Genomic DNA, 19,955 nt, shown 5'->3' on the forward strand with positions numbered 1-19,955 from the left:
CACGTTAAACATCGCGGGATGAAGCGGGAAGGCTGAAAAGTAATTATAAAAAAGATTTCTTTGATAATTCGCTAATCCGAACCGAAGACGAATTGTAAAATTTTCGTCAGGGGCAACGCATAGATAGTGAACCTCATCATTTGAGAATATAATCTATCCACGAGACCGCGACATTGCAACTTGCAATGAAAATGTATGCTGAACTTGCACGAATAACAAGTGTAAGAACTATAGGATAAAAAGCCTATAGGGTAACATAAATTACTGGAACAACCCCTCGCACCATATTCCGTTTGTAACTTGGCTGCTGTTAACTTGGCGAAGTTTGCAAACAAAGAAACGAAAACAGTTGATTTTGAGGCGTTACGCAAAACGGTAAAAGTTGGCGTACGGATGCAGGATAATGTGATCGATGCAACACCGTACTTCCTGGAAGAAAACAAAAAGCAGGCACTTGGTGAACGCCGAGTTGGTCTTGGTGTAATGGGTCTTGCTGATCTGTTGATCTACTGTGAAAAAGAATACGGTTCTGAAGAAGGCAATGCACTTGTCGATGAAATCTTCAGGACAATTGCGGTTGCTGCTTATGAAGAGTCAGTTGAACTGGCAACAGAGCGCGGCAGCTTTCCATTCCTTGAAGGACAAACAGAAACTGAAACAGCACGTCTTCGTGAAGCATTCATTAACACAGGCTTCATGAAAAAAATGCCACAGCATATTCGCGAAAATATTGTGGCAAACGGTATTCGTAACTCGCATTTATTGACGGTTGCACCTACGGGTAAACAAGTTGCCCCGTACATTTGTAAAAATGTAGCGTAAACTTGGCTATATGCGGGAAACCCTGGCGTATCTTTTACTACCTAGCTTTGCCAGCAACATAAAGGTAAAAATGTAAAAGTGTTGATAAGAAATTATCTACCAGACAATCCGCAGGGAAGTCGTGGCTGACCCCCCAACGACTACACGCCGAGCACCATTAAAAATGGTTGATGATATAGTCTGACCCATATGGCGACATATGGAGCGGGTGATAATAGTCCCGCCCTCTAAAATTAGAGAGTAACAAAAGTGAGTACAGGTACAATGGTCGGAGTTGCGACAGGGCTTGAACCTTACTTCAGCTTCACTTACTACCGTTCAGGTCGTTTAGGGAAGTTTATTGAAGTAAAAGCCGAGATCGTGAAAGAGTATTTAGATGCGAACCCGGGGGTGGATGAAGATAATTTACCGGACTGGTTTAAATCATCAATGGAGCTTTCTGCTGAAGCACATGCAGATGTTCAATGCATCATTCAAAACTGGATTGATTCTTCAATTTCGAAAACAGTAAATGCGCCAAAAGGCTATGGGGTAGAGCAAGTACAAAAAGTGTACGAGCGTCTATACCGCGGAGGTGCTAAAGGCGGTACAGTGTATGTCGATGGATCTCGCGATACACAAGTACTGACGCTTAAAGCGGAAGAATCGAATACAGATGAGCAATTGGAGTTTGAGGAATTAAAACAAACGGAAGAACAAGTAAAACGTCAAGTTGTGTTAGTGGATACAATTAAACCGTTAACAGATACAGACGTAACAATTGGTTCTGAAGTTGGCAATACATGCCCGGTTTGCCGACAAGGTACGGTAGAGGAAATGGGCGGCTGCAACACATGTACAAACTGTGGCGCGCAGCTGAAATGCGGTTTATAAACTAAAGCAAACGCAACTCATAGTATATGGGTTGCGTTTTTGTATTTCAGCAAATGGATAATTTTGTTACAATCATACATAAAGCCTTCCTGGTTGTTTAAAGGATTGTAGGTATTCATTAAAAGAGAGAGGGAGTGGGACGATGTTTTTCTTAACACGCGAACTGCAGGAAGAATTCAACGCAGCTTCTATATATCCATTTGAAGAAGAGGAAGTTGATGCTGAATTTAAAGAAATTTTATATGAGCAACTTGCCGAGTACATCGATATAGTGCCGCATACATTTCGCCAGGAAATTATCGAGCGGATTTTATTTCAAAATAACGCCTTAATGGCTGAATTTGAAAAGTGGAGCAATGGGATAATTGCACATTTCACAACGAATGGAAATGCTGTTTATGAGATGCGTGAAGCAATTGTCGAATGTTTCCATCCGTCTGCACAGCATGTATTCCAACAGTCGCTCCATGATGGCAAAATTCTGAATGCTGAGCAACAAGGAAATGAATTCACGCTTCTATTGGACATGAGCGGCGGGTTTACAGTAGAGTCTATCGTGCAGCTTGTTTTTCATAGTGCACAAACAGAGGGAGAGCTCGAAGGATATTACATATATGATGAACTAGTAAAAAATGAAGAAGGGTTTGCATTGCGTGTTTTATCCAGTTTTGGCAGCCGGTTTGCGGAATGGACGATTTTCTTTAAAGATGTCATGGCAAATTGCCTGTATCGCCCTTCTGTTTATATTGAACGAGGAACAATCGCTACATGGAGTGAATATGCTGCTGCGCTAAACAAGGATGACAAATACTATATAGTAAACAATAGTCGCTTTATGGGGATTGATTTGGCTAGCCTGTCGCAAACGGACAGAGGGATTTTCGCTGATGGTGTATTGCTTGGCGATACATATGAGGAGGCAAGAGAGCGGATTTATTGCGCTACTTATGAAGATCCATATGCTCATTTAAGTGAGCCTATTCCGGCAGATGAGCTGTTGTTTGCTATGTTTGATTCAGATCAGAACATGCGGGTGCGTGCCTTCAATACAATATTTGCACGTGGGGAAGAGGTAGCATATATCGCGAATGCTGCGCTGCGTAAGGCTGATGTAAACGAAGAGGAAAATATGTATTTCTGCATTATAGCAAACCATTTCAATCAGCTTGGTTGCTTAGAGTATGATATGAAACTGAAATGGCTTAGTGATTGAGAGGAGCACTGTTCAGCATGGGCGAATATTTTTTACTGTCCTTTTGCATTCCTGCTATAATTGTTTATGGAAATAGTCTTGATTTTTAAGTGTGAAACGGAGTGTTGTTATGTACCAATTAGTTAACGACAAACGTGTCTTTTAGGGAACGAATGCCAATGTCAGTGATTAGAGGAAAACACTTACTAGTGGAAGGTGGAGCAGTCTGTCTTACAGTGGTTGATGTAAAATCATAAAATAAATCGTGGTCCGGATCAAAAGATGCAATAAGCTTTTGTGAAGCAGGAACTAGAAGTAATCGTTTTGCAGAACAAGACGGTGAATTTGTCACTATCCTTTAAAAGCCTGAAACTATCTTGTTAGGTAGGAAAACGAAACGGAACCCTTTCTTCAGATGAAATCATTCATCTTGGAGGAAGATACGTTGAGCAGAATAACTGAAAATACAGCTTTTCAATGCGAAAATTGCCATGCGCAAGTTGAGTCATTAACAAACGGGAGCTTTAGAAATCATTGTCCATCTTGTTTATATTCAAAGCATTTGGACAATCTTCCTGGCGACCGATTGAGTAATTGCCAAGGCTTAATGAAACCGATAAGGCTTGATTATTCCGGAAAGAAAGGGTATCAAGTTGTACATGAGTGTGTTGCTTGCGGAAAAATACAGCGTAATAAAATTGCAGTAAATTCAATACAGGAAGATGATGTTATAACATTTATGGCATCAAATATGCACCGTTAGATTATTTCCACCCCTTTTAAACACAAAATTAAGAGGGGTATTTTTATTTTCTTATGAAATAAATTCTATGAAAATATATTCAAAAAATGGATTGCTATACAACGAGAGCGGAGGAGGGCATATTTATGCAATTAACTGATCCCGCGACATTAACGGGTTGGATCCAGCCGCATATAGTTGGAACTCCACACTTACAGAGCCAAGCGGGGAATCGATTTTTGACGAAGAAGCAGCTCGACTCGTAGCCAATAAGAAAGTATTGGATGTTGGGTACGGGCAACTGTTTGACATTTTACTCTATATTGCTTCGACGAGAATTCAATGCTTTTTCGAAAATAAAAGGAAAAACTCCCTTAAAACTTCAGACTAATTACCGATAGGAAATGATTGTACAATAATTTATCATTGGAAGGTAGTTTAAAACTATCAGGTATATCCTGCAAATATATTGAATGATAGGTGGAAAACATGAATTATCAAGTATTATTGTATTATCATTACACAACGATTGAAGATCCAGCCGCTTTTTCGGCAGAGCATTTAGCTGCTTGCAAGGAGATTGGATTAAAAGGCCGTATTTTAGTGGCGCATGAAGGGATTAATGGTACTGTATCCGGGACGATCGAGCAAACTAAAGCTTATATCGAGATGATGGAAGCACATCCATTGTTTGAGGGGATCGTATTCAAAATCGATGAAGCGGAAGACCATACATTCAAGAAAATGCATGTTCGGCCACGTCCTGAGCTTGTAAATTTAGGGCTTGAAGAAGATGTGAATCCGCATGAATTAACAGGCCGCTATTTATCGCCGGAGCAATTCCTGGCAGAAATGCAAGATGAAAATACAGTCGTATTAGATGTGCGTAACACATATGAGTATGATGTCGGCCATTTCCGTGGTGCGATTCGTCCTGAAGTGAAAAACTTCCGTGATACACCGCAATGGGTACGCGAAAACCGCGAGTTATTCGAAGGCAAAAATGTTCTGACATATTGCACTGGCGGGATTCGCTGCGAAAAATTTTCAGGCTGGATGAAGCGTGAAGGTTTTGGCGATGTTGGACAATTACATGGCGGTGTTGCAACATACGGAAAAGACCCTGTCGCAAAAGGCCAGCTTTGGGATGGGCAAATGTATGTGTTTGATGAGCGTCTTACAGTGCCGATCAACCAGGTTGAGCATGTTATCGTCGGGCGTGACCATTATGATGGCACACCATGTGAACGTTATATTAATTGTGCAAACCCAGAGTGCAATGCCCAAATTATAGCATCCGAGGAAAATGAAGTGAAGCATTTAGGCGGCTGTACAATCGAATGTACGAAACATGAACGAAATCGTTACATCGTTCGTCACAGCATGACAGAAGAGCAAGTTCAGCAAGCGATCCAATTATTAGAAGCTTAATCTATTTAAAATGGTGCATTCCTATTTATCGGGAATGCACTTTTCATTTTTGTAAACAATTACGTGTTGTGTAAATGGAATGTAAACGAATTTTCCGGAAATTTCATCATATAACCGGGATTGTTGGATTTTACCAAAAAAATTGACAGCGATGAACATAAATTGGACATATTTCAACTATTCAATGTGCAGTTATTTCAATTCAAAAATTAAAATTCCCCGTTTTTTCATATAAAACTCTTAAATATTTACAAAACTCCCTCTGTCGTTTTAAATTTTCTGAATTTATTTATAAGTTTTACACGAATATTGAACTCGGCCTTCACAATTTACATAAGGTTTACAAGTTTCATACATGCCATTAATTTTGTGAATGTATTGTTAAACCATATAGAAAAACATTCATATTGATGGGGGATTGAAGTATGTTGAAAAAAACATTTTACTTCATTGGGCTAACAATTCTAATGGCATTGCTTACAGCTTGCAGCGAGGAAGATTTCTCTGGGACAAGCCGAGGCGGCGAAAATTTAGTGACAATTTCAGGTTCGACATCGGTAGGACCTTTAGCAGAGAAATTGGCAATGAAATATGAAGAAACAGCAGAAGTTAAAATCGAAATCAACCAGATCGGTTCGTCGGCAGGCATTACGAATGCGATGAATGGCGTATCGCAAATTGGCATGTCGTCACGAGATTTAAAACAGGAAGAAATCGATTCTGGCATCGAGGAATTAGCAATTGCCTATGATGGCATTGTTGTCGTTGCACACCCGTCGAATCCAGTAAAAGATTTAACGATGGAACAAGTGAAGCAAATTTTCACGGGCGAAATCACTAATTGGAAAGAAGTTGGCGGGAAAGATATGGAAATCGTTGTTGTTTCGCGTGAGGATGGGTCAGGTTCCCGCGATGCCTTCCAGGAAATCGTCGGCTATGAATCAGGACAATTGATCCGTAATGCTATTGTTGCAAGCGGGAACGGAAACATTAAAACAACGGTGGCAACGAACAAACATGCAGTAGGGTTTATATCATTCGAATATATTGATGAAACGGTTTCAGCTATGGACATTAACGGCGTGAAAGCAGAAGCGGGCAATGTATTGGATGGCAATTATGAATTATCCCGCCCATTTGTATTCGTCTATAAAGATGATGCTCCAGAAGCGGCAATGAGGTTTATGGAATTCATTTTAAGCGGGGAAGGACAAGAAATTGTGGAGGCTGCCGGGGCAATTCCATTAACGAAATAATGAATGCTGGAGGAAAAATTTGTGAGTACACCAAACAAAAACGAACTAGAACAGCAAATTAGCAAAGGCAATAAACGAAAATACTTTTTGGAAAGCTTATCATCGAAAATTTTCTTAGCATGTGCGCTTCTCTCGGTTGTCAGCTTACTATTAATTGTCGGATTCGTATTTTATAAAGGAGCAAACCCGTTCATTACAGGCGGCTACAGCTTCATTGACTTCATCTTCGGGAGTGACTGGGTGCCGTCTGAAGATAAATTCGGTATTTTCCCTATGATTGTCGCATCTGTATACGCAACGATCGGAGCACTAGTTATTGGGGTGCCAATCGGATTGCTGACAGCGATTTTCTTGGCGGAAATTGCGCCGAAATCCGTCGCAAAAATCGTGTCTCCGGCAATTCAGCTGTTGGCCGGGATTCCGTCCGTATTATACGGGGTATTCGGTTTGGCGATTATCGTACCATTTTTGCAAAATAATCTAGGGTTGGCACGCGGGCAAAGTCTGATCGCCGTTATTTTAGTACTGGCGATTATGATGCTGCCAACAATTGTAACCGTAGCGGAAACAGCCATTCGCGCTGTGCCGAAAACATACCGTGAAGGGTCGCTCGCCTTAGGGGTTTCCCAAATCGGGACAATCTTTAAAGTAGTTGTACCAGCGGCAAAATCGGGCATTATGACCGCTGTCATACTTGGCTTAGGACGCGCTTTAGGCGAAACAATGGCTGTCATTTTAGTCGCAGGGAACTCTTTGATTATCCCGACAAGTCTGACAGATAGTATCCGTCCATTGACGACAAACATCGCACTTGAAATGGGCTATGCAGCAGGGACACATCAGGAAATGCTATTTGCAACAGGGATTGTGCTATTTTCATTCATCTTGATTTTAAACTTTGTATTAGCACGCATTACAGCGAAGGGAGCTCAGTAACATGCGACAATTTAAAGATAATATGCTTCGCGGCTTACTTTGGGGTTCCGCATTCGTATCGGTAGCCGTATTAGTTGTAATCGTAGGCTATATTTTCTATAAAGGGTTTTCTTATATCAGTCTCGACTTTATATTCGGTGATTATTCGCCAACAGGTGGCGGCGGGATTTTCCCGATGATCGTCACAACAATTTTAACGATTGTCATTTCACTTTTAATCGCAACGCCAATCGGAATTTTAGCAGCTGTTTACTTACACGAATATGCAAAACAAGGACGTCTTGTACGCATCATTCGCTATGCGACAGAAAGTTTAACAGGAATTCCATCAATTATATTTGGTTTATTCGGTGCCGTATTCTTCGTAGTGATTTTAAAGTTGGGGATGTCGATTATCGCTGCATCATTAACATTAACAATTATCGTATTACCGGTCATTATCCGTACGACAGAAGAAGCATTGAAAACAGTGCCGGCAACATATCGTGAAGGTTCGCTGGCATTAGGAACTACAAAATTACAAACACTAATTAAAGTTATTCTGCCAAGTGCAATGCCGGGAATTTTATCAGGGATCATTTTATCAATCGGCCGTATCGTCGGGGAATCGGCAGCGATTTTCTTGACTGCAGGGACAGTGGCGGCAATGCCATCAAGTATTTTCTCGTCTGCACGTACATTGACGGTCCATTCGTATTTAGTGACACAAGAGGCTGGGGATATCGGGCTTGCTGCAGCGATCGGCATCGTATTAATCATCATTATTTTAGTGCTGAACTTATCGGCAACATATATTTCGAAAAAATTAAACAAAGCAGACTATTAAAAGGAGCTAATTCTACATGACTATGATCGTATCGGAATCGACAATTTTCAATGCAACGACGACTGCAATGGACAGTTTCGCAACGAAAATCCAGGTGAACGACTTAAACTTATTTTATGGTGAAAAACAGGCGTTGTTTAATGTGAATTTGGATATTAAAGAAAAGGAAGTAACAGCGTTAATCGGGCCTTCAGGATGCGGGAAATCGACTTTCCTGCGTACATTGAACCGTATGAATGACTTAATCGATGGTGTGCGTGTGATCGGAAACATCCATATAGACGGCGAAAATGTGTATGAATCCAATGATGTTATTAAACTGCGTACAAAGGTCGGGATGGTGTTTCAAAAATCGAATCTGTTCCCGATGAGCATTTATGACAATGTCGCATATGGCCCCCGCATGCAAGGGATTAAAAATAAGAAAACCTTGAATGAAATTGTGGAGGAATCTCTTCGTGGAGCAGCGATTTGGGATGAGGTGAAAGACCGCTTAAAATCATCGGCTTTAGGTCTTTCCGGTGGTCAGCAGCAACGGATTTGTATCGCGCGTGCAATTGCAATGAAACCGGACGTTATTTTAATGGATGAACCCACTTCCGCACTTGACCCGATTTCTACATTAAAAGTAGAAGAACTGATTACACAAATGAAAAAAGACTATACAATTGTCATTGTAACGCACAACATGCAACAAGCAGCTCGCATAAGCGATAAGACGGCTTTCTTCCTAAACGGGGAAGTCATCGAATATGATGAGACAAATGTTATTTTTTCAACACCAAAAGACGGGCGTACAGAAGACTATGTAACAGGACGATTCGGATAATAGGGGGAGTTACGGATGATTCGCGAAAATTTTGAAAAGAATATGCTTGAACTGCAAAATAAAATGGGTGAAATGGTCAATATGACGGTTATTGCGATGGAGAAAGCATTTAAAGCCCTTCAGGAGCAGGATATGGTATTGGCGCTAGCCGTAATTGAAGAAGATAGTTATATTGATGAATTGGAAAATGAGATTAATCAGATGGCAATTTGGCTGATGGCAAAAGAACAGCCTGTCGCCCGTGATTTGCGCCGCATTGTCAGCATGATTAAAATGTCATCGGATATTGAGCGTATTGCGGATTTTGCAGTAAACACAGCTAAGGCGACGATTCGAATAAGCAAAGCTGAGACCATTCTAGCGAAAACATCCTTAGTCGAAATGAAAAATGTTTCGATGGACATGCTGAAAAAATCGATGACAGCGTTCATTGAAGAGGATATCGCCCTCGCAAAAGCAGTTGGTGAACTGGACGATATGGTTGATGAAAAAAATCATCAAAACTATGTTGTTTTAACAGAATATTTACAGGAGAATCCGCATGATACAGAGCAGGCGGTTCAATTGCTTTTCATCAACCGTTTTGTAGAACGGACGGCAGACCATATTACGAATATGGCTGAATCAACAGCCTACTTTATTAAAGGGCAGTTATTCGACTTAAATTAATTCGAGAAGCGGGGAATCATTAATGACGAAAAAAATACTAGTCGTTGAAGATGACGAAAATTTAATGAATTTACTGCATATTTATTTAGTGAAGGATAATTATGAAGTGCATTGTGTTCAAAATGGCAAGGATGCACTGGAAGCCATTCAAACATTTAAGCCGGATGCGATTTTGCTTGATTGGATGCTGCCGGACATCGAAGGAATCGAAATTTGCCGCCGAATCCGCTTCGAGCATGATTTCCCGATTATAATGATGAGTGCTCGAACGGATGAGCTTGATATTGTGCTAGCTTTGGAAATGGGGGCGACGGAATATATTCGCAAGCCATTTGGATTCCGCGAAATGCTTACACGTTTGCGCATCCATTTAAAGCGCTATGAAAAAGAGGTGCAGCAGAAAGAGCGGGTGTCGGAACTGTTGCTCGGCCCTTTTCGAGTCGATTTAGTATCGTTTAAAGTGTATAAAGAAAATATTGAAATTCCACTGACGAAGCGTGAATTTAAGTTGCTCCTCCATTTGCTGGAGCAGCCCGGCAATATAAAATCACGGGAGGAAATCATTGATATATTGGACTTTACAAAAGGTGATCGCCGTACAGTGGATGTACATATTCGTAGACTTCGCGAAAAAATTGAAGATCAGCCAAGCTCTCCGAAGTGGATTAAAACGAAAAGCGGCATTGGATATTATTTTAATTATCCGGCACAGGAAGTCTCTTACACGCAGTAGGAGGCTTTTTTCTCTAACTTGAAAATAGTAAGCAAATTTAAATAGAAAATTGCACCATTTCTTTTACAAATAAGGAGCGTTCGACTTATACTTAATTAAATAGATAAAAAGAGGAGGAATGCAGATGTCTGAACAAACAGAGAAAAAGAAATTAAGCTTGCAGGAACTTGTAAAGCAACAGCTTGAAGCGAAAAAAAATAATGCAAGCGGCAACAAAAACAATTTAAAAGGTGACACGTCAACGAAAAAAATGAAGAGCCAGCAAACGAAGAAAACGAGCAATACCCGTCGCAAAATGGGCGTGTAACGGCGAAAACCCGAGCAAACAATACTTGCTCGGGTTTTTGTTTTATTTTGGTGATTCCAAATGTTCGCTCAATCGTCTTTATGGGAGAAGGAGGCTGATATGTTGAGACGGGAAGTTTTTGACGCGCATTACGACGCTGTTTATAAATACATACGCTATTTAACGAATGATACAGATTTAACCCATGATCTGCTGCAAGAGACCTTTTACCGCTTTTATCAAAAAAATTATACTGAACATGAACGGACATACTTATTAAAAATTGCAAGAAATCTTGTATACGACCATTATCGAAGGAAAAAGATTATTGGCTTTTTCCAAATGAAAACTGAACCAGTGGCAGTGGATGATTTGCCGGAAGTAGTGGTGGAGCGAAATGATGTCAATGAAAAACTGTATACCGCACTTCAGCAAATTAAATGGAATTACCGTGAAGTGATTGTGCTGCGTTACATAGAAGAATATTCGGTAAAGGAAACAGCGATGATTTTAAGCTGCAGTGAAGTCAAAGTGAAAAATAATACGGCGCGCGGTTTGAAGGCATTACGGGAACTGTTAGGAGGGGAAGAGGATGTTTGACAACGAAAAGTTCAGTCAGCTTAAAAAGATTCAAGTCAATCGTGAAAAAAAGGAAGAGGACTTCACTAAGATTCAGCAACGCCTCGATTCTAAACCTTTTCACTGGCAAATCCCGGCAGCAATTATAGCGATTGCGTGCATTACGTTGTTTTTAGCTGGTACCTTTCCAGCACAAAAGCTTAATACTTCAGTCGATTTGAATAAGACAGCTGTGCAGGTCGTTTATTATATAGAGGGTGAAGGCGACCCTAGTACTTCGCTGCGGGCTGGAGTGAAAAAGGTGAAAAATGAAGAGACATTGCTGGCTATCGAGGGAGTATTGAAACAAATGCAGCCGGAAACGATAGGCTTGGATGAAGCGCTCATTTATCAAAGTTATCGCATAAAATTTGAAAATAATACTGTGTTGCGGCTTCAACAATACTGGGATTACAATCAAAGCTATTTTAAAGATTTAGATACAGGGCAAGTATACTCACTAAGTGAAAATCCGCTGCACAATATAATTAGTCAGTATGAAACAGACAATAAAAAAAGGCAATTAACTATCAGTGTTGTGTTCTTTGCAATAGCATTTTTCGTAAATGGTCGGCTTGGGAAAAAGTTGCGAGATCCCTACGATCCGAAACGGAAAATCCCAATGCATTCAACCCATTGGCAAAGTGTTGTTGAAATACTTTCCTTTTTAATTCTGATTATGATGATTTTATTTCCGCAAATTCATCTATTCGCAGTCATTGCGATGTTGCTGTTATCCGCGCTCATAAATATTGTATTAGAAGCAAGGCATGACAACAATAAATGGCGGATGTTGCAATTTCTGATGAGCAAACTAATGATAGGTATCTATTTATATATAGTTTTATGGAAACTCCTATAAGTCATTGCTATTGGCGAAAAAGTAAATGCATGCGCAACCTTTCAGAAAACTTTGACAACTATTACTATCCCCCGTACGATATTAATAAGTTACTAGAAGGGGTGGGCACATGACGACGATTGATAAGGCAAAACAGCTCGATGCTATGGATGCACTGCGCAAATACGCAAATGAATTTTATAAAAAGGAAGGACAAATTTATTTGGACGGCAATTCGCTCGGGTTGCTGTCAAAGCGAGCGGAACAGTCGGTGCATGCATTGCTTAACTCATGGAGAGATTATGGGATTGACGGATGGACAAATGGGGAGCATCCTTGGTTTTACCTTTCTGAAAAACTGGCGGCATTGTGCGCACCTTTAATCGGGGCAAAATGCGAGGAGGTCATTCTAACAGGCTCGACAACAACGAACTTGCATCAGTTGTTGGCGTCCTTTTTCAAACCGACTCCGGCACGCTATAAAATTTTGGCCGATGAACTGAACTTCCCATCAGACTTGTATGCAATTGCCAGTCAAATTGCTTTGCACAATTTGCCGGAAAGCAGCATGAAGCTCGTGAAAAGTGAAGATGGTCAAACAATTGCACCAGCAGCAATTGTTGAGGCGATGACCGAGGATGTGGCGGTCGCAATTTTACCAGCTGTATTATACCGGAGTGGCCAAGTGCTGGATTTACAAGTAATAACGAAAGCTGCCCATGAACGCGGAATACTTGTCGGCTTTGATTTATGTCATTCGATCGGGGCCATTCCGCATCATCTTCATGAAATAGGGACGGATTTTGCATTCTGGTGCAATTATAAGCATTTAAACGGGGGCCCAGGGTCTGTTGCAGGCTTGTTTGTCCATGAAAGGCATTTCGGAACGGCACCCGGGCTCGCTGGCTGGTTTGGCTCTGCGAAAGACAAACAATTTGATTTAAAAATAGAGATTACCGCTGCCGCGCATACAGGTGCTTATCAAATAGGAACACCGCATATATTAAGCCTGGCACCGATTGAAGGGGCACTTTCACTGTTTGCCGAAGTCGGGATCGAAGCAGTTCGCGAAAAATCGCTCGCTCTGACACAATTTATGATGGATTGCATCGAGCAAGAAGTCCCGAATACATTTACATTCGGCAACCCGCTTGATGACACACGTGGCGGGCATCTGTTTTTAGTGCATGAGGAGGCGGCACGTATTTGCAAAACTTTAAAGGACTATGGGGTTGTCCCAGATTTCCGCGCACCGAATGGCATTCGCCTGGCACCTGTCGCATTATACAATTCTTTTGAAGAAGTGTGGCACTCTGTTCAAATTTTAAAAGACATTATCGCGAATAAAACTTATGAGAAATACGAAAATAAACGAGACATCATTGCATAAGGAGTGATTCGATGGAGAAGAGGTCGATTTCGGATTTAAAGAACAAGCTGAAGGAGGAAAACGGCATTCATACTGATTTTCGGGAAGAGATGACGTATGGGGATTATTTGAATTTAAATGCTATTTTAAACAATCAAAACCGTCTATCCGATCATCACGATGAAATGCTTTTCATAATTATTCATCAAGTGAGCGAACTTTGGATGAAGCTCATTATTCATGAAATGCAAGGTGCGATCAGTGCGATTGAACGAGGAGAAATGCAGCCTGCGTTTAAAATGCTTGCACGTGTCTCGAAAATCCAAGTGCAGATTATTCAGGCATGGGACGTATTGGCAACGATGACTCCGGCGGAATATTTGCAGTTCCGCAATGATTTAGGAAAAGCTTCAGGTTTCCAGAGCTATCAATATCGTTTAATAGAATTCACACTTGGCTATAAAACAGCGCATATATTAAAAATTTACGAAAAGGAACCCGACATTTTGGCTAAGCTAAAAGAGGCTTATAAAGCGCCAAGTATATATGATGTAGCGATTCAGGCATTGGCAAAGGCAGGATTGCCAATAAATGAAGCTTTGCTAAAACGGGATTTTTCGGTAGTATATAGTGGTGACGATTCTGTTGCCGCTGCATGGAAAACCGTCTATGAAAATATCGACAAGTATTGGGACCTATACCAGCTCGGCGAAAAGCTGGTCGATATTGAAGATTCGTTGCAGCAATGGCGTTTCCGTCATATGAAAACGGTCGAGCGCATTATTGGCTTCAAATTGGGCACAGGCGGATCATCTGGGGTCAATTATTTGCGTAAAGTGCTCGATCATCGTTTTTTCCCGGAGCTTTGGGATTTACGAACAGCGTTATAGTTTAGACAGATGAGTGGAGTGAGACAGATGGAGAAGAGTAAAGGACAGTGGTCAAGTAAGTTAGGGTTTGTATTAGCGTCGGCTGGTGCGGCGATTGGGCTCGGGGCGATATGGAAAATGCCGTATGTAGCCGGTCAAAGTGGAGGCGGCGCTTTCTTTTTAATTTTTGTGCTCCTGACATTAATAATTGGATTGCCGATGCTTTTATCGGAATATATTATCGGGCGGGCAACACAGAAAGAAGCCGTCACCGCCTATAAAGTGCTGGCGCCGAATACGAAAGCCTGGGCATGGATCGGGAAGCTTGGCATTATCGGGTGTTTCTTATTGCTATCGTTTTACAGTGTTGTAGGCGGCTGGATTTTTGTATATAGCGGGGTTTCTGTTGCAGGTAATGTCATTGCACCGGACGTTGATCCGAGAGCCTTCTTCGAACAAGTGACCGGCACGCCATGGATTGCGCTTGTAGGCTTGGCATTATTCACGGTTGCAAACGTGATCGTCATCGCACTAGGTGTTCAAAACGGCATTGAAAAAGCGAATAAATTTATGATGCCGCTTTTATTTATTATGTTCTTTATACTAGTTATACGTGCTGTTACATTGGATGGTGCGATGGAAGGGATTAAATTTTTTTTATATCCTGACTTTTCGAACATTACCGGTGAATCGATTTTATATGCATTGGGACAATCATTTTTTGCGCTTGCCGTTGGATTTTCTTGTTTAGTTACATATAGTTCCTATTTGAAGAAAGATGTCAGCTTACCGAATTCGGCAGGTTCAGTTGTTGGCCTAAGCATTTTCGTTTCATTTTTAGCAGGCTTGGCGATTTTCCCGGTCGTCTTTGCATTTGATATGGAAGTGGCAAGCGGGCCGCCATTATTATTTATGGTGTTGCCTGCAGCGTTTTCGCAAATGCCGTTTGGCGAACTGTTTTTAGCGATGTTTTTGATTCTGTTTTTATTTGCGACATTAACATCATCATTTAGTATGTATGAAATTATTGTTGCAGCAATTATTGAAAAATGGAGCATTAGCCGCTCGCAAATTACTATCATTATCGGTGTACTTGTGTTTATCGCTTCAATTCCATCGACATTGACGTACAGTTCATTAGGGAATGTATCGATTTTGGGACGAAATATTTTTGATTTTACCGATTTTGTCGTATCGAATGTCATTTTACCGATCGGCAACTTGCTTATTGCGGTTTTCATTATGCATATTGTGGATAAAAATCTTGTGAAAAACGAGCTGTTGCAAGGAAGTAAAATGGGTGAAGGTTTTTACAAAACGTACCGCTTATTAATGACCTTCGTTGTACCGACAGTTATTTTCGTCGTACTTGCATATTTAGTCATTCAGTATTAGGGGTGATTCCATGTGGATTGATATTACACAGACGATGAAAAACGGGATGCCGAACTGGCCGGGGGATACGCCGTTTTCCTTTGAAGTAGGGTATACGAAACAGCAGACGGGCTCGGTCAATATCGGGCGGATTACAACGTCTTTGCATACCGGGACACATGCAGATGCGCCGTTTCACTTTAATAGTGATGGTGGGACGATTGAGCAAATGGATGTCAACGTATATATCGGGGATTGTTATGTTGTGTGTTGTCGCGGGGAAGAAATTATTACAGAAAAATTGTTGTCGCCGGTTGATTTTCAAGGGGCAGAGCGTGTTATTTTGAAAACAGTTGACCAAATTTCCGTTGAATTTCCACAAGCGATCCCTGTTATCCATCCGAATGTAGCCCCTTTCCTAAAGGAGCGCGGTGTGATTTTGCTCGGTATTGACAACCCGTCAGTCGATCCGCTGGACAGTAAGGAAGTAGCTGCACACCATGCACTGTATGAAAATGGTGTTCATATTTTAGAAGGGTTGGATTTACGAGAGGTTACACCGGGTTTGTATGAACTCATTGCACTGCCGCTAAAAATCGAAGGCGCGGACGGAGCACCCGTGCGCGCGGTCATACGGAAAAAGCAATAAAACAAAAAGAAGCTCGCGAATAAACTTCGCGGAGCTTCTTTAATATTATGTGAAAATAATACTATTATGGAAAAATTTTCTCGTATGGTCAAAACTGCATTGAATTGTTCATATATGAATTGTAATATAGATTTATAACATGTTAGACGTCTAATCAAATATACCTAGGGGGAAAAAGTTTGAAAAAACGCAATGAAAAACTTAATTGGATTCATCAATTAAATGTAATTATAACAGTTTTATTAGTCATATTGATTATGGCACCGCTCATTTATTCAAATGGATTTAATCAATCCATCCCTTATATTATAGCAGGAGCGAGTGTCATTGTTTTATCGATCATCAATTATTTCTTAAACATCCCGCTTTTTGCAAAGGGGTTAACCTTCGCGCTTGTCCCGGCACTTGTAACTATTTTGCTGTTTTATCTTGATGGCTATGCGATCAACAAGCATTATATTATTTTTATTACATTTATTATGGCGGCGATGTATTTCAATGAACGATTGATTGCCACATTTTTAACAGCTATTATTTGTTTTTATTTAGTATTATACATAGCAGTACCGGAAAATTTGCTAGGCCAAAATGCTAGTCTATCTTCATTTATTACAGTGTTTGTCATTATAAATGGCTGTAACTATATGCTGTATCGCTTAACGAAATGGGGCAATAAGCTAGTGCGGGATGCCCAAGCAAAAGAAAAAGAAGCGAATGAGCTATTAGCAAATTTAACATCGATTTTAAACAAAATTGACGGTGGATCAGTTCAGCTTGCGCAAAATATTGCACATGTAAATGAAAATGTCCATACATTGAATATTGCAAGCGAAACGATTTTGCAGTCCTCGAATCAAATGGCCACGGCGATTTACAGTGAAGCGGAAATGATTCAAAAAATTAATGAGCAAATGATTTCAACACATAAGAATATGCTCCAAACGAAACAATCTTCCGAATTGACTGTAAAAGAATCGGACGAAGTGAAAAATGCTGTGGAGCAAAGCTGGAAGCAAGTGCATGAAGTGACAAGTGATATGGAAACATTGAGCGAATCAATCAATTTGACGACAGTGACTATTGACGATATGCAGGAAAGCTTGGCAAATGTCAATAATCTTCTTAATGGCATTAAAGCAATCGCTGAGCAAACGAATTTATTATCATTAAATGCCTCTATTGAAGCCGCAAGAGCAGGTGAGCATGGGAAAGGGTTTGCAATCGTTGCAGAAGAAGTGAAAAAGCTTGCTGAAGAAAGCGCGAAAATCGCTGCAAATATAACAGGAGTCACACAACAGCTGCTCCATCGTGCAACGACGGCTCAATTAAAAGTTTACGAAGGCAAGGATGCGGTCCATTCAAGCGTCGAAAATTTAAATAAAATTTCTATGGCCTTTGATGGGATTAAACAGTCATTTAACGAAATCCAACGGAAATTATCGGATAATATGTCGACAATTACGAAAACGAGCGATATGGTAGGAGAGGCAATGAATCAAATAGAAGACCTGTCGGCAATATCTGAGGAAAATGCGGCAATGACCGAGGAAATCGCCACTTCTATTCACGAAGAACATGAAATGATGAAGGCTATTGCAAAGGCAAGCAAAGAACTGGAGCAACTGCAAAACGACTTAACGGCAATTACGAAGCTCCAATAATGTGGTTGCAAAAATCGTTTTCACGGAAATCTTAAATAAGTGTAATTGAAAAGTGGGGTGTCCTGAAAGCTATGTCAGGGCATTCCACTTTGTTTGCTATTCCACTTCAATGGCGATCGTATCTGTCACGTCGCCATTACTAAAGCGAGCCATACTTGAAATGATATACGTTCCTTTTTCCGTTGGGGCATTAAACCGGGGTGAAGTGGCAATTTCCTTATAATCATAGTCTGTGAGCCATTGCTGTACGGAAACGCTCGTCACATTTTGGCTGTACTGAAATTCCATCACTTCTCCTGGTTGTACTTTTACATATGACATTTTTTGATCCATAACGATTTCATGAGGGGCGGCTGTATCCACACAAATGCCTTCGCCGGCAGAATGCCAGCAATAGCTCCCGCGAACGGAATCGATTGTTTGTTCGTTCGTTACAACAGTCACTGCAGGAAGTTCAGCTGCTTCATTTTGCGCTAAATAATAGCGCCCGGCAATAATAAGGACAATAATGCCAATAATTACAAATAAGCGGTTTGCGTTTTTCATCATGGTGTTCACCTCATTGATTTTTCTGTAAAGCGCGTCGTTTTGCGCAAAGAAATATAGTGCTGAAAATAAAGTCAAATACATCAGAAGTCCGAATACGATTCCAAAGTTTTGGTCGATCATCGCACCCGTGAAAATCAAAAAATAACTTATAATAAAAAATACTGAAAATATCCTTTTTGTAACCGTAAATGAAATAGCATAACGGTAAACAAAAATATACTATGGATAAATGTATGATAAAGCAGTTCCCATGCTATAAGAAACTCTGTATGTATAATAAGGTTCAATAGACACAAACCAATACCTGTAAATGCGGTATCCTTTGCTTTAAAAAAGTAAAGGCCCAAAAATAGGAGCACCGTGATTGTAAATCCATTTGTATAATTATCCGGCAGTATTAAATAATAGATGTAAAAATCAAAAGCTATGCAAACAAGATTTTATTTGCATAGCTTTTATTAATAAAATCATCCGCTTCGATGAAAATAGACATGCCTCTATCTACATCTTACTAAAAATTGAATTATAAGTCTATTTCTATTTTTTTAGCTATGCCATAATTAAGAGGCGCAAAATATTCATAACGTTATGAAGAATCGAGGAAATGATGAAGCAAAATATTTATGACAATGAACAGTTTTTCAAAGGCTACGAAGAAATTCGCAATCGGAAATTTAACTATAATAATTTACTGGAACGTCCAAATTTTTTAGCACTAATACCGGATTTACATGGAAAAGTTATTTTGGATGTCGGCTGCGGAAAAGGTGATTTCGCCAATGATTGCATGGAAAAGGGGGCGCTTCAAGTTGACGGCATCGATATTTCCCGAAATATGATTGCCGCTGCAAAACGAAACTATAAAAAAGAGCGTCTCCATTTCCAGCAAGCGGCGATTGAAGATTTTGTATTAAGCGACAGACAGTATGACATTATATGCAGCTCATTGGTACTTCATTATGTGGCGGATTTCGAAGCAGTTATAGAAAAAATAAGCAATGCTATGCGCCCAAATGGAATTTTCCTATTTTCGATCGAGCATCCAATTTCTACAGCGAATAAAGGGAAAGAACAATGGATAAAGGACGAAGCAGGGGAGCTTTCGCATTTTGTTGTTGACCGGTATCAGCATGAGGGGGAGCGCTCACAGCATTGGCTTGTCGACAATGTTGTCATGTATCACAGGTCGATGGCAACAATTGTGAATACATTAATCGGCAGCAATTTGCAAATTGAAAAAATTATAGAGCCTGTGCCAACGAATGAAGCGATTGAATACTTGCCTACCCTGCAAAAAGAACATCGGCGCCCGTCATTTTTAATTATGCGTGCAAGGAAATCAAATTAAAAGAAAGAGGCTGGGACATAAATAGTTCTGGTCCACACAAAAAAACGAAATGACGTCATGTCATTTCGTTTTTTTGTGTATG

19 protein-coding genes, 2 pseudogenes and 1 other annotated feature are annotated in these 19,955 nt (G+C 40.4%); of the genes and pseudogenes, 20 read left to right on the forward strand and 1 reads right to left on the reverse strand.

What is annotated here, in order from left to right:
* Nucleotides 1-267 precede the first annotated feature (267 nt).
* From ACTHOQ_RS16450 to ACTHOQ_RS16540, 19 genes and pseudogenes are all read left to right on the forward strand, one after another.
* Nucleotides 268-822 (forward strand): annotated as a pseudogene (locus tag ACTHOQ_RS16450) (ribonucleotide reductase barrel domain-containing protein); the annotation flags it as partial.
* A 252-nt stretch (nt 823-1,074) separates the two neighbouring features.
* Nucleotides 1,075-1,695 (forward strand): annotated as a pseudogene (locus ACTHOQ_RS16455) (ribonucleotide reductase barrel domain-containing protein); the annotation flags it as partial.
* Between the two features lie 142 nt (nt 1,696-1,837).
* Nucleotides 1,838-2,908, forward strand: coding sequence for a DUF4085 family protein (locus tag ACTHOQ_RS16460; RefSeq protein WP_440497234.1), 1,071 nt, complete (start codon nt 1,838-1,840; stop codon nt 2,906-2,908).
* A 168-nt stretch (nt 2,909-3,076) separates the two neighbouring features.
* Nucleotides 3,077-3,250, forward strand: a sequence feature (16S ribosomal RNA rRNA prediction is too short).
* Between the two features lie 82 nt (nt 3,251-3,332).
* On the forward strand, nt 3,333-3,650 hold the full coding sequence (locus ACTHOQ_RS16465) for an RNHCP domain-containing protein (protein WP_440497235.1): 318 nt from the start codon (nt 3,333-3,335) through the stop codon (nt 3,648-3,650).
* Between the two features lie 468 nt (nt 3,651-4,118).
* Nucleotides 4,119-5,060, forward strand: coding sequence for an oxygen-dependent tRNA uridine(34) hydroxylase TrhO (gene trhO / locus ACTHOQ_RS16470; RefSeq protein ID WP_440497236.1), 942 nt, complete (start codon nt 4,119-4,121; stop codon nt 5,058-5,060).
* Nucleotides 5,061-5,485: 425 nt separating this feature from the next.
* A complete protein-coding gene (locus ACTHOQ_RS16475) occupies nt 5,486-6,316 on the forward strand; it encodes a phosphate ABC transporter substrate-binding protein (RefSeq protein WP_440497237.1) in 831 nt (276 codons plus the stop codon).
* 21 nt (nt 6,317-6,337) lie between these two features.
* Nucleotides 6,338-7,252: a phosphate ABC transporter permease subunit PstC gene (gene pstC / locus ACTHOQ_RS16480; RefSeq protein WP_440497238.1), complete on the forward strand. Its 915-nt coding sequence runs from the start codon at nt 6,338-6,340 to the stop codon at nt 7,250-7,252.
* A 1-nt stretch (nt 7,253) separates the two neighbouring features.
* On the forward strand, nt 7,254-8,078 hold the full coding sequence (pstA, locus tag ACTHOQ_RS16485; RefSeq protein WP_440497239.1) for a phosphate ABC transporter permease PstA: 825 nt from the start codon (nt 7,254-7,256) through the stop codon (nt 8,076-8,078).
* 67 nt (nt 8,079-8,145) lie between these two features.
* On the forward strand, nt 8,146-8,907 hold the full coding sequence (pstB, locus tag ACTHOQ_RS16490) for a phosphate ABC transporter ATP-binding protein PstB (RefSeq protein ID WP_440497253.1): 762 nt from the start codon (nt 8,146-8,148) through the stop codon (nt 8,905-8,907).
* Between the two features lie 15 nt (nt 8,908-8,922).
* On the forward strand, nt 8,923-9,576 hold the full coding sequence (gene phoU / locus ACTHOQ_RS16495) for a phosphate signaling complex protein PhoU (protein WP_440497240.1): 654 nt from the start codon (nt 8,923-8,925) through the stop codon (nt 9,574-9,576).
* Nucleotides 9,577-9,598: 22 nt separating this feature from the next.
* Complete coding sequence (locus tag ACTHOQ_RS16500; protein WP_440497241.1) at nt 9,599-10,309, forward strand: response regulator transcription factor; 711 nt, start codon at nt 9,599-9,601, stop codon at nt 10,307-10,309.
* Between the two features lie 124 nt (nt 10,310-10,433).
* On the forward strand, nt 10,434-10,616 hold the full coding sequence (locus ACTHOQ_RS16505) for a hypothetical protein (RefSeq protein ID WP_440497242.1): 183 nt from the start codon (nt 10,434-10,436) through the stop codon (nt 10,614-10,616).
* 99 nt (nt 10,617-10,715) lie between these two features.
* Nucleotides 10,716-11,195 (forward strand): RNA polymerase sigma factor, encoded by a 480-nt coding sequence (locus ACTHOQ_RS16510; RefSeq protein ID WP_440497243.1) that lies wholly within the window; start codon nt 10,716-10,718, stop codon nt 11,193-11,195.
* On the forward strand, nt 11,188-12,075 hold the full coding sequence (locus ACTHOQ_RS16515) for a signal recognition particle (RefSeq protein ID WP_440497244.1): 888 nt from the start codon (nt 11,188-11,190) through the stop codon (nt 12,073-12,075). Before ACTHOQ_RS16510 ends, ACTHOQ_RS16515 begins: the two co-directional genes overlap by 8 nt.
* A gap of 109 nt (nt 12,076-12,184) precedes the next feature.
* Nucleotides 12,185-13,444 carry a kynureninase gene (gene kynU, locus ACTHOQ_RS16520; RefSeq protein WP_440497245.1) on the forward strand — a complete coding sequence of 420 codons (1,260 nt, stop codon included), beginning with the start codon at nt 12,185-12,187 and terminating at the stop codon, nt 13,442-13,444.
* An 11-nt stretch (nt 13,445-13,455) separates the two neighbouring features.
* On the forward strand, nt 13,456-14,313 hold the full coding sequence (kynA, locus tag ACTHOQ_RS16525; RefSeq protein ID WP_440497246.1) for a tryptophan 2,3-dioxygenase: 858 nt from the start codon (nt 13,456-13,458) through the stop codon (nt 14,311-14,313).
* A gap of 27 nt (nt 14,314-14,340) precedes the next feature.
* Nucleotides 14,341-15,687, forward strand: coding sequence for a sodium-dependent transporter (locus ACTHOQ_RS16530; protein ID WP_440497247.1), 1,347 nt, complete (start codon nt 14,341-14,343; stop codon nt 15,685-15,687).
* A 10-nt stretch (nt 15,688-15,697) separates the two neighbouring features.
* Nucleotides 15,698-16,315, forward strand: coding sequence for an arylformamidase (kynB, locus tag ACTHOQ_RS16535; RefSeq protein ID WP_440497248.1), 618 nt, complete (start codon nt 15,698-15,700; stop codon nt 16,313-16,315).
* A 179-nt stretch (nt 16,316-16,494) separates the two neighbouring features.
* Complete coding sequence (locus ACTHOQ_RS16540) at nt 16,495-17,976, forward strand: methyl-accepting chemotaxis protein (protein ID WP_440497249.1); 1,482 nt, start codon at nt 16,495-16,497, stop codon at nt 17,974-17,976.
* A gap of 96 nt (nt 17,977-18,072) precedes the next feature.
* On the opposite strand, the gene ACTHOQ_RS16545 is transcribed toward ACTHOQ_RS16540, so the two are convergent.
* Nucleotides 18,073-18,525, reverse strand: a complete 453-nt coding sequence (locus tag ACTHOQ_RS16545) for a cAMP-binding protein (protein WP_440497250.1) — start codon at nt 18,523-18,525, stop codon at nt 18,073-18,075.
* Nucleotides 18,526-19,132: 607 nt separating this feature from the next.
* On the opposite strand from ACTHOQ_RS16545, the gene ACTHOQ_RS16550 reads away from it, so the two are divergent.
* A complete protein-coding gene (locus ACTHOQ_RS16550) occupies nt 19,133-19,873 on the forward strand; it encodes a class I SAM-dependent methyltransferase (RefSeq protein ID WP_440497251.1) in 741 nt (246 codons plus the stop codon).
* Nucleotides 19,874-19,955 lie beyond the last annotated feature (82 nt).

This window comes from Solibacillus silvestris, assembly GCF_051967575.1.
Lineage (GTDB): Bacteria > Bacillota > Bacilli > Bacillales_A > Planococcaceae > Solibacillus > Solibacillus silvestris_B.